This is a genomic window from Rhodococcus phenolicus, from assembly GCF_001646785.1.
GTDB classification, from domain to species: Bacteria; Actinomycetota; Actinomycetes; order Mycobacteriales; family Mycobacteriaceae; genus Rhodococcus; species Rhodococcus phenolicus.
On the sequence record NZ_LRRH01000157.1, the window covers coordinates 1 to 6151 of the forward strand.

A 6151-nucleotide genomic window follows, 5' to 3' on the forward strand; every position below is an offset into this window, starting at 1 on the left:
GGACCCAGCTCATCGTTCGTTCTCCCCCTTCGGAATGTCCGGCCGGACGCCGTGACCGTGCGGCAGCCTATAGAAGCGGCGATGCCGCCGGTACCCGCGGGCCCCGCAGGTACCGGCGGCCACCGACGGCCGCACACGATCGGCCCGGTCAGGACAGATCGGTGACCTCACCGGTCTCGGACGAGTACATCCTGTCGGCGAGTCCGTCACCGTCCTCGTCGGTGTAGGTGACCGACTCGTAGTCGGCGTCGTAGGTGATGACGGTGTCGATCCGCCCGTCGCCGTCGGTGTCGATCTCGGTGCGGAACGTCTTGTAGTCCTCGGTCGCGTAGCGCACCGAGTCGAACGTTCCGTCCCCGTCCACGTCGGAGTAACCCACGATGGTTCCGTCCGGCAGTTCGGCTTCGAGAGCGTCGACGACACCGTCCTCGTCGTAGTCGTCCGCATTCAGTTCGACACCCTCGGGTGTGATCGTCTCGGCGGTGAACTCACCGTCCTCCGGCGCGGTCGCGGTGCCGTAGGTGGTGTGGATCAGCGGCTGTGCGTTGGGCGCGTCCTGCATGTCGGACAGGTCGACACCGGCAGGGTCGGTCGAAGCGGCCACGGGAACTCCTCGAAGAAGGAACGGAAACAGTCCGGTCGGAATCAGGCCAGGTCGCCGTAGTCGCCACCGGAGGACGCACCGGAATCGAACGCACCGGTATCGACGTAATCGTCGGCCACACCGTCCCCGTCGTAGTCCACCGCACCGGTGTGCAGATCCACCGTCGCATCGACCCCACCGTCACCGTCGAGATCGAAGACCGCCTCGTCGAAGGTGCCGTCCCCGTCGTGATCGAAGGCATTGGCATCGACGATGCCGTCGCCGTCGGTGTCGGCGCCGATCAGATCGATGGTGCCGTCGGCATCGAGATCGACCAGCCCCAGGTCCGCGACCCCGTCCCCGTCGGTGTCGTACTCCGCGACGAGGCTGCCGTCGGTGTCGGTGTACTCGTCGAGCAGCACCGGCCCGGACGCGGCGCCGTCGGTCGCCGGACCGGACGCCAGGCCCGGGGTGCCGTGGCCGCCGCCGAGGCTGTCGGTGGTGCCGGTGCTGGTGGTGGTGCTGCTCGACGCCCCGGCCGAGGAGGCGCGATCGGAGGAATCGGAGGCGGAGGAGGAACTGCCGTGCGAGGAGTCCGAGCCGGAGTTCGCCGAGGACCCGTAGGACGAGTCCGAGCTGGACGAGCCGGAGCTGTCGTAGCGTTCGTACCGTTCGTAGGACTCGTAGCTGGTCGAGCCTTCCTGCGCGGCGGCGGACGAGCCGTAGGAGGAGTCGGTGTCGAAGGACGAGTCGGTGCCGTAGGAGGAGTCCGAGCGGGTGCCGGCGGTGGAGGCCGAGTCGGTGCGGTCGGTGTTGCTCGAGCTGGTGCTGTCGGAGAAGGATCCGCGGGTTGCCATGTCGGTGCTGCCTTTCGCTCGCCGTGCGTGTCGGTGATAGGAGCAGCCGGGGACGCGGAAAGTTCCGGACGGATTTCCCGAAAATTTCCGCCACGCGGACTTCGGGCACAAAGCACCTGGTCGCAGCACCGAAATCGACAGATATTGTGGCGTGCCTCACATAAATTCGGCCGATCGAGGCGCCGATCGGCGCACCCGCCGAACCTCCCACCGCACGAACCGCGAAGGGTCCAGTAAGTTACACCCGGAAAGTTACGGAGGGGGCCGTCATGAGTGAAGCGGAACTGATCGAGCGGAGCCGGGCAGGAGACCAGGCTGCCTTCGCCGAACTCGTGGCACGGTCGCGTGACCAGACGTGGGCGGTCTGCCTCCAGATCACCAGTCACCGGCACGACGCCGAGGACGCCCTGCAGGACACCCTGACCGCGGCATGGCAGAACCTCGCGTCGTTCCGGGGCACCGCTCGGTTCGGAACCTGGCTGTACCGCATCGCGACCAACGCGTCCCTGGCGATCGTGCGCAAGCGCCGCGAAACTCCCGAGGACGAGATCGACCGCGGCGAGAGCACGGGGCGATCCGTCGCGGACAGCATCGCCGACACCGATGTGGTGCGGCAGGCGCTGGCAACGCTGCCCGAACAGTTCCGGGTCGCGATCGTGCTGCGCGAGTACGCCGACATGAGCTACGCGGAGATCGCCGAGCACCAGGGAATCGGAGTGCAGACCGTCAAGAGCCGGATCAACCGGGCTCGTTCGCAATTGGTCGAGATGTTGTCGCCGTCGATGCTCGACGCGGAGACACTCGAGCCCTGATCGGCTGTCCGGGAATCCCGCATTCGCTCCGCCCGCGGCTGGCGGGTGTGCGTCACGCCGGCGCGGCGCGCGCTAACGTCGACAGTGTGCGTGCACCTGTACACACACTCGAGTTCGGGAATCGGAGGACGTGGTGACGATGACGAACGACCGGGAGCCGTCATTGTGGGAACTCCTGGGTCTCGATCCACAGACGACCGTTCCCCCGCTGTCCGACGACGCCTGGGGTCGCGCGGTGCAGATCGCCACCGATCCGGACACGCCGCCCGTCGGCGCCGACCTGATTCCGGCCGACGACCCGGACGAGCTCGACCTCGATCCGGTGACCGCCGAGGCCGGGCTCGACGGGCACGACGTTCCGGATCACCACGATCCGGATCTCATCGACCCGGCGCTCGACGACCCGGCGCTCGACGACCCAGCGCTCGACGACCCAACCCTCGGGGAGGACGTACCCGGCGACGACGACCTCTCACCCGGCCCGGGCGACCACGACCTCGACCTCCCCGACGACCCGGGCCTCGGCTGACGCCCGGGTCCCCGGGTTCACCGGTCAGCTCCAGGACCGGACGATCGACGTGTAGGCGTGGGTGAGCGACACCAGCGCCGCGTCCTCCGCCGCGGATCGGGTGCTCAACGTCTGCGTCTGCACCGACACGAGGCGTTCCTGCGCGATCGCCCGCAACTGTTCCGGCGGTGCGGACGGGTCCGCCCCCAGCGACTCGGCGAGGGTCGCGCCGCGCAGCAACTGGGTCAGCTCCGTCACCGCGGGAGCGGACGGGTCCGTCTCCAGCAGAGACCGCAGGGACCGCAGCAGGCCGACCTGGACGAGCGCAGGATCCGTCTTCAGCTCGGACACGATCTGCCGGATGCCGTCCCGGGCCGGGTGGGTGTAGGCCAGCGCGTCGAGTTCCGCGACGATCCGTCCCGCCCGGTGCAGGACCGCGAAACGTCGTAGGGACCGGTCGAGCACCGAGCGCAACGGGTCGATGCCGGAGGCCGCGGTCAGCCACTGGTTGACCTGATGCGCACCGCCGCGCGCCGGACCCCGGCCGTGCACGAGCCCGTACTCCCCGACCATGTCGAGGAGGCGGAACACGCGGTCGCGGGGAACGGGAAGCGCACCGTCGCCGACGTCGAGCAGATCGAACAACTCCAGCGGCGCGAACGGCGCCAGCGCGGCCAGGTCCCGGGCATCGTTCTCCGTGAACGCCCCGGTGTGCGAGGTCTGGGCGAGCAGACCGGCCACGGGGATCACCGCGCCGACCACGTCCGCGAGCCGTCGCGACAGCACCCCGGCATGCTCGACGGCATGCCCGATCGGGTCGCGCCGGCCGAGCACACCGCGACCGAATCCGTCGGCGCGGGACAGCACTCCCAGTGTGTTCAGCGGGGTGAATCCGAGGCGCTGCAGGAACGAGATCTCGTCGGCGCGGGGCATCGAATCGAACAGGAACACGGCGGCGTCGGCGTCGACGGACGCCGAGCGGGTCTGTTCGAAACCGTCGATGAGTGCGCGTTCGGTCGCGGCGGCGTTCGCGACGGTCAGGGTCGCCAGTCCCGGGGTGTCGACGAGAGTGATGCGCGTCAGGGCCTGCGACGGCAGGTGCCGGTGCACGTACGCGACTTCGGTCTCGGGCACCCCCAGGTCGGCGGTCGCACCGAACGTCAACGGCACCGCGCGGCGGGTCCCGTCGATCGTCACGACCTCGGCGCGTGAGGGCGCACCGTTCTCGTACACGGTGACGACGCTGGTCGCCTCGAGCGCCGCGGTCTCGGCGACCGGCGCCCCGATCAGCGCATTCACGAGCGTGGACTTGCCGGCCTTGAGCCGGCCGACCACGACGATGCGCGGTGGTGACCACAGGATCGCGCCGATCCGGTTGGCGTGACCCACGAGATCACCGCCGAACGACGCCAGCCGGTGCAGCGCGGCGTCGATGCGCTGGTGGATCGGGTCGGTGCCGTCGGCGACGGCCGGGCCCTGCGGCGCGGTCATGCCGGGACCGCCGTCGGTGCACCGAGTGCGGCCTCGATGGGCGTGATCTTCCCGCGGGTGATCCGCAGGTTCTTCTCCAGCCGGGTGACGTTCGCCTCGCGCGCCGCGGCGTCGGCCTGCGCGGAACGCTTTGCCTCTTCGATCTGCTTCTGCAGCACGGTGATCCGATCCTGGAGGTTGCGGCGGCGGCCGAGCACGATCTCCGGGCGGGTCGTGGCGAGCGTCGCGTCGAGCATGCGGGTCGTCGCGGTGCGGGCGGTCGCGATGGTCTCGCGCAACCAGGTCAGCAGGTTCGTCTTGCCGGCCCGCATCGCGCGGAACCCGAGGTTGACCGCGACCCACACGACACCGGCGACCGCACCGACACCGATCACCGCTCCGAGCATGGTGGTGCCGATCATGCCCATCGACAGGACGCTGGGGTCGAGCAGGCCCTGCCGTTTCGAGGTGACCTCGTTGGTGACGAGCGGATCGGTGCGCATCGAGGCGACCGCGATCTCGCGGATGCGTTCCCACTCCTCGGCGCTGTCGAACAGTTCGGTGGTGATCCGTTCGAGATCGGTGAGGAACCCCTCGGCGGTGGTGGCCATCGCCTCGAGCAGATCGGTCTGGATGCGCGCGGTGAACACCTGCGGCGACCTGCGCAGCACCTCCATGGACGACTTGTTGATGCGGGTGGTCCAGTCCTCGCGGACCTTGGTGAGGTGTTCGTCGAGGCGGGTCGCGGCCTGCTGACGGGCGAGGGTGAGGTCGCGCTGGAGGTGCTGTTCCCAGTGCTGCGCTTCGTCCTTGAGGTTGCGCAGCCGTTCGAGTTCGGCGCTCAGGTCCGGGATCGCGGCTTCCCCGGCCTTGACGACGGCGAGTTCATCCTCGATGGTGCGTTCGATCTCCCGCAGTCCTTCGAGGCAGGTGCGCAGCGCGTCGGTCGCCGGGGAGCGTTCCGCGGCGGTGAGGCTCTCGTCGATGGCCGACCACAGCGCCGGAACCCCGGAGAACGTGACCGCGCGGTGGCGCAGTTCGTCGGGCAGGCCTGCGTCCTCGGCGGCGAGCGCGCGGACGCTCGAGACGGGCACGACCGGAATGTCGCGACCGACGTGCCGGGCGATCGAGCGCCGGTTCTCGGCGACGATGTCCGCCCAGCGGGTGGTGGCCTTGTCCGTCTTGGTGACGGCGACGACGACGTTCTCCACTCCTGCGGCGCTCTCGCGCAGGAACTGCATCTCCGGTTCGGTGATGGGGGTCGAGGCGTCGCACACCATCACGAGCACCGCGGCCTGGTCGGCGGACTGCCGGGCCAGCCCCGCGTGCCGGGGGTCGAGGCCACCGACACCGGGAGTGTCGACGATCGTGGCGGTCCCGAGCCGGCGTGACGCGACGGGCACCACCGCCGCGATCGGCAGCGCCTCGATCGTCGGATCGGAGACGTACCGTCCGCCGGTGGTCGTCCAGTCGGCGAGTTCGGCGTGCGGGATGCGCCGGTTGCCGTCCGGGAACACCAGTTCCGCGGTCCCCTCCGGGTTCTCGACATCGGCCGGAACGAACCGGATGGACACGGCGGTGGCGTTCTCGACGTCGTCGACCGTGACACCGTCGCGTTCGGCGCGGTCGGCGACGGCGTTGCGGCCGTAGGCCCGCAACACCTTGCCGGCGCCGGTCACAAGGTCGGCCACCCCCGTTTCAGCAGACACGGGACAAGACCCTACCGACTCCGCCGCCTGCGGTTTCGCCGACGGGGCGTGCCCGTGGAAAGCTGAACACCATGCGGATGGAGCGACTGGGCGAGGGGGGCAGCCCCGCGCAGGTGCTCCGAGCACTCGGCGGCCGCGCCCGCGACCTGGGCATCGCCCCGCCCGCCGCGCTCACCGGCGTCTGGTTCGGTGCCGCCGCCGTGATCGCCCCG

General features: G+C 69.8%; 6 protein-coding genes. 2 read left to right on the forward strand and 4 right to left on the reverse strand.

Annotated features, from left to right (window positions below):
* Nucleotides 1-148 precede the first annotated feature (148 nt).
* Both A8G15_RS28230 and A8G15_RS28235 read right to left on the reverse strand, forming a co-directional pair.
* Entirely contained in the window at nt 149-604 is a 456-nt protein-coding gene (locus A8G15_RS28230) for a hypothetical protein (protein WP_068166499.1), read from the reverse strand.
* Between the two features lie 41 nt (nt 605-645).
* A complete protein-coding gene (locus A8G15_RS28235) occupies nt 646-1440 on the reverse strand; it encodes a hypothetical protein (protein WP_068166500.1) in 795 nt (264 codons plus the stop codon).
* Nucleotides 1441-1709: 269 nt separating this feature from the next.
* Here A8G15_RS28235 and A8G15_RS28240 point away from each other — a divergent pair, with 269 nt between their 5' ends.
* Both A8G15_RS28240 and A8G15_RS28245 read left to right on the forward strand, forming a co-directional pair.
* On the forward strand, nt 1710-2252 hold the full coding sequence (locus tag A8G15_RS28240; RefSeq protein WP_068166502.1) for an RNA polymerase sigma factor: 543 nt from the start codon (nt 1710-1712) through the stop codon (nt 2250-2252).
* A gap of 139 nt (nt 2253-2391) precedes the next feature.
* Nucleotides 2392-2781 (forward strand): hypothetical protein, encoded by a 390-nt coding sequence (locus A8G15_RS28245; RefSeq protein WP_169833959.1) that lies wholly within the window; start codon nt 2392-2394, stop codon nt 2779-2781.
* Between the two features lie 24 nt (nt 2782-2805).
* Here the strand turns inward: A8G15_RS28245 and A8G15_RS28250 are convergent, their stop codons facing one another.
* Both A8G15_RS28250 and A8G15_RS28255 read right to left on the reverse strand, forming a co-directional pair.
* Nucleotides 2806-4251, reverse strand: coding sequence for a GTPase (locus A8G15_RS28250; RefSeq protein WP_068166505.1), 1446 nt, complete (start codon nt 4249-4251; stop codon nt 2806-2808).
* Nucleotides 4248-5939, reverse strand: a complete 1692-nt coding sequence (locus A8G15_RS28255; RefSeq protein WP_245688040.1) for a P-loop NTPase family protein — start codon at nt 5937-5939, stop codon at nt 4248-4250. The genes A8G15_RS28250 and A8G15_RS28255 overlap by 4 nt, the downstream gene beginning before the upstream one ends.
* Nucleotides 5940-6151: the final 212 nt, after the last annotated feature.

Excerpts from the sequence above, each read along its gene's own strand:
- A8G15_RS28235 (WP_068166500.1), bottom strand. The coding sequence starts at position 1,440 with ATGGCAACCCGCGGATCCTTCTCCGACAGCACCAGCTCGAGCAACACC.
- A8G15_RS28240 (WP_068166502.1), top strand. The coding sequence starts at position 1,710 with ATGAGTGAAGCGGAACTGATCGAGCGGAGCCGGGCAGGAGACCAGGCT.
- A8G15_RS28245 (WP_169833959.1), top strand. The coding sequence starts at position 2,392 with ATGACGAACGACCGGGAGCCGTCATTGTGGGAACTCCTGGGTCTCGAT.
- A8G15_RS28250 (WP_068166505.1), bottom strand. The coding sequence starts at position 4,251 with ATGACCGCGCCGCAGGGCCCGGCCGTCGCCGACGGCACCGACCCGATC.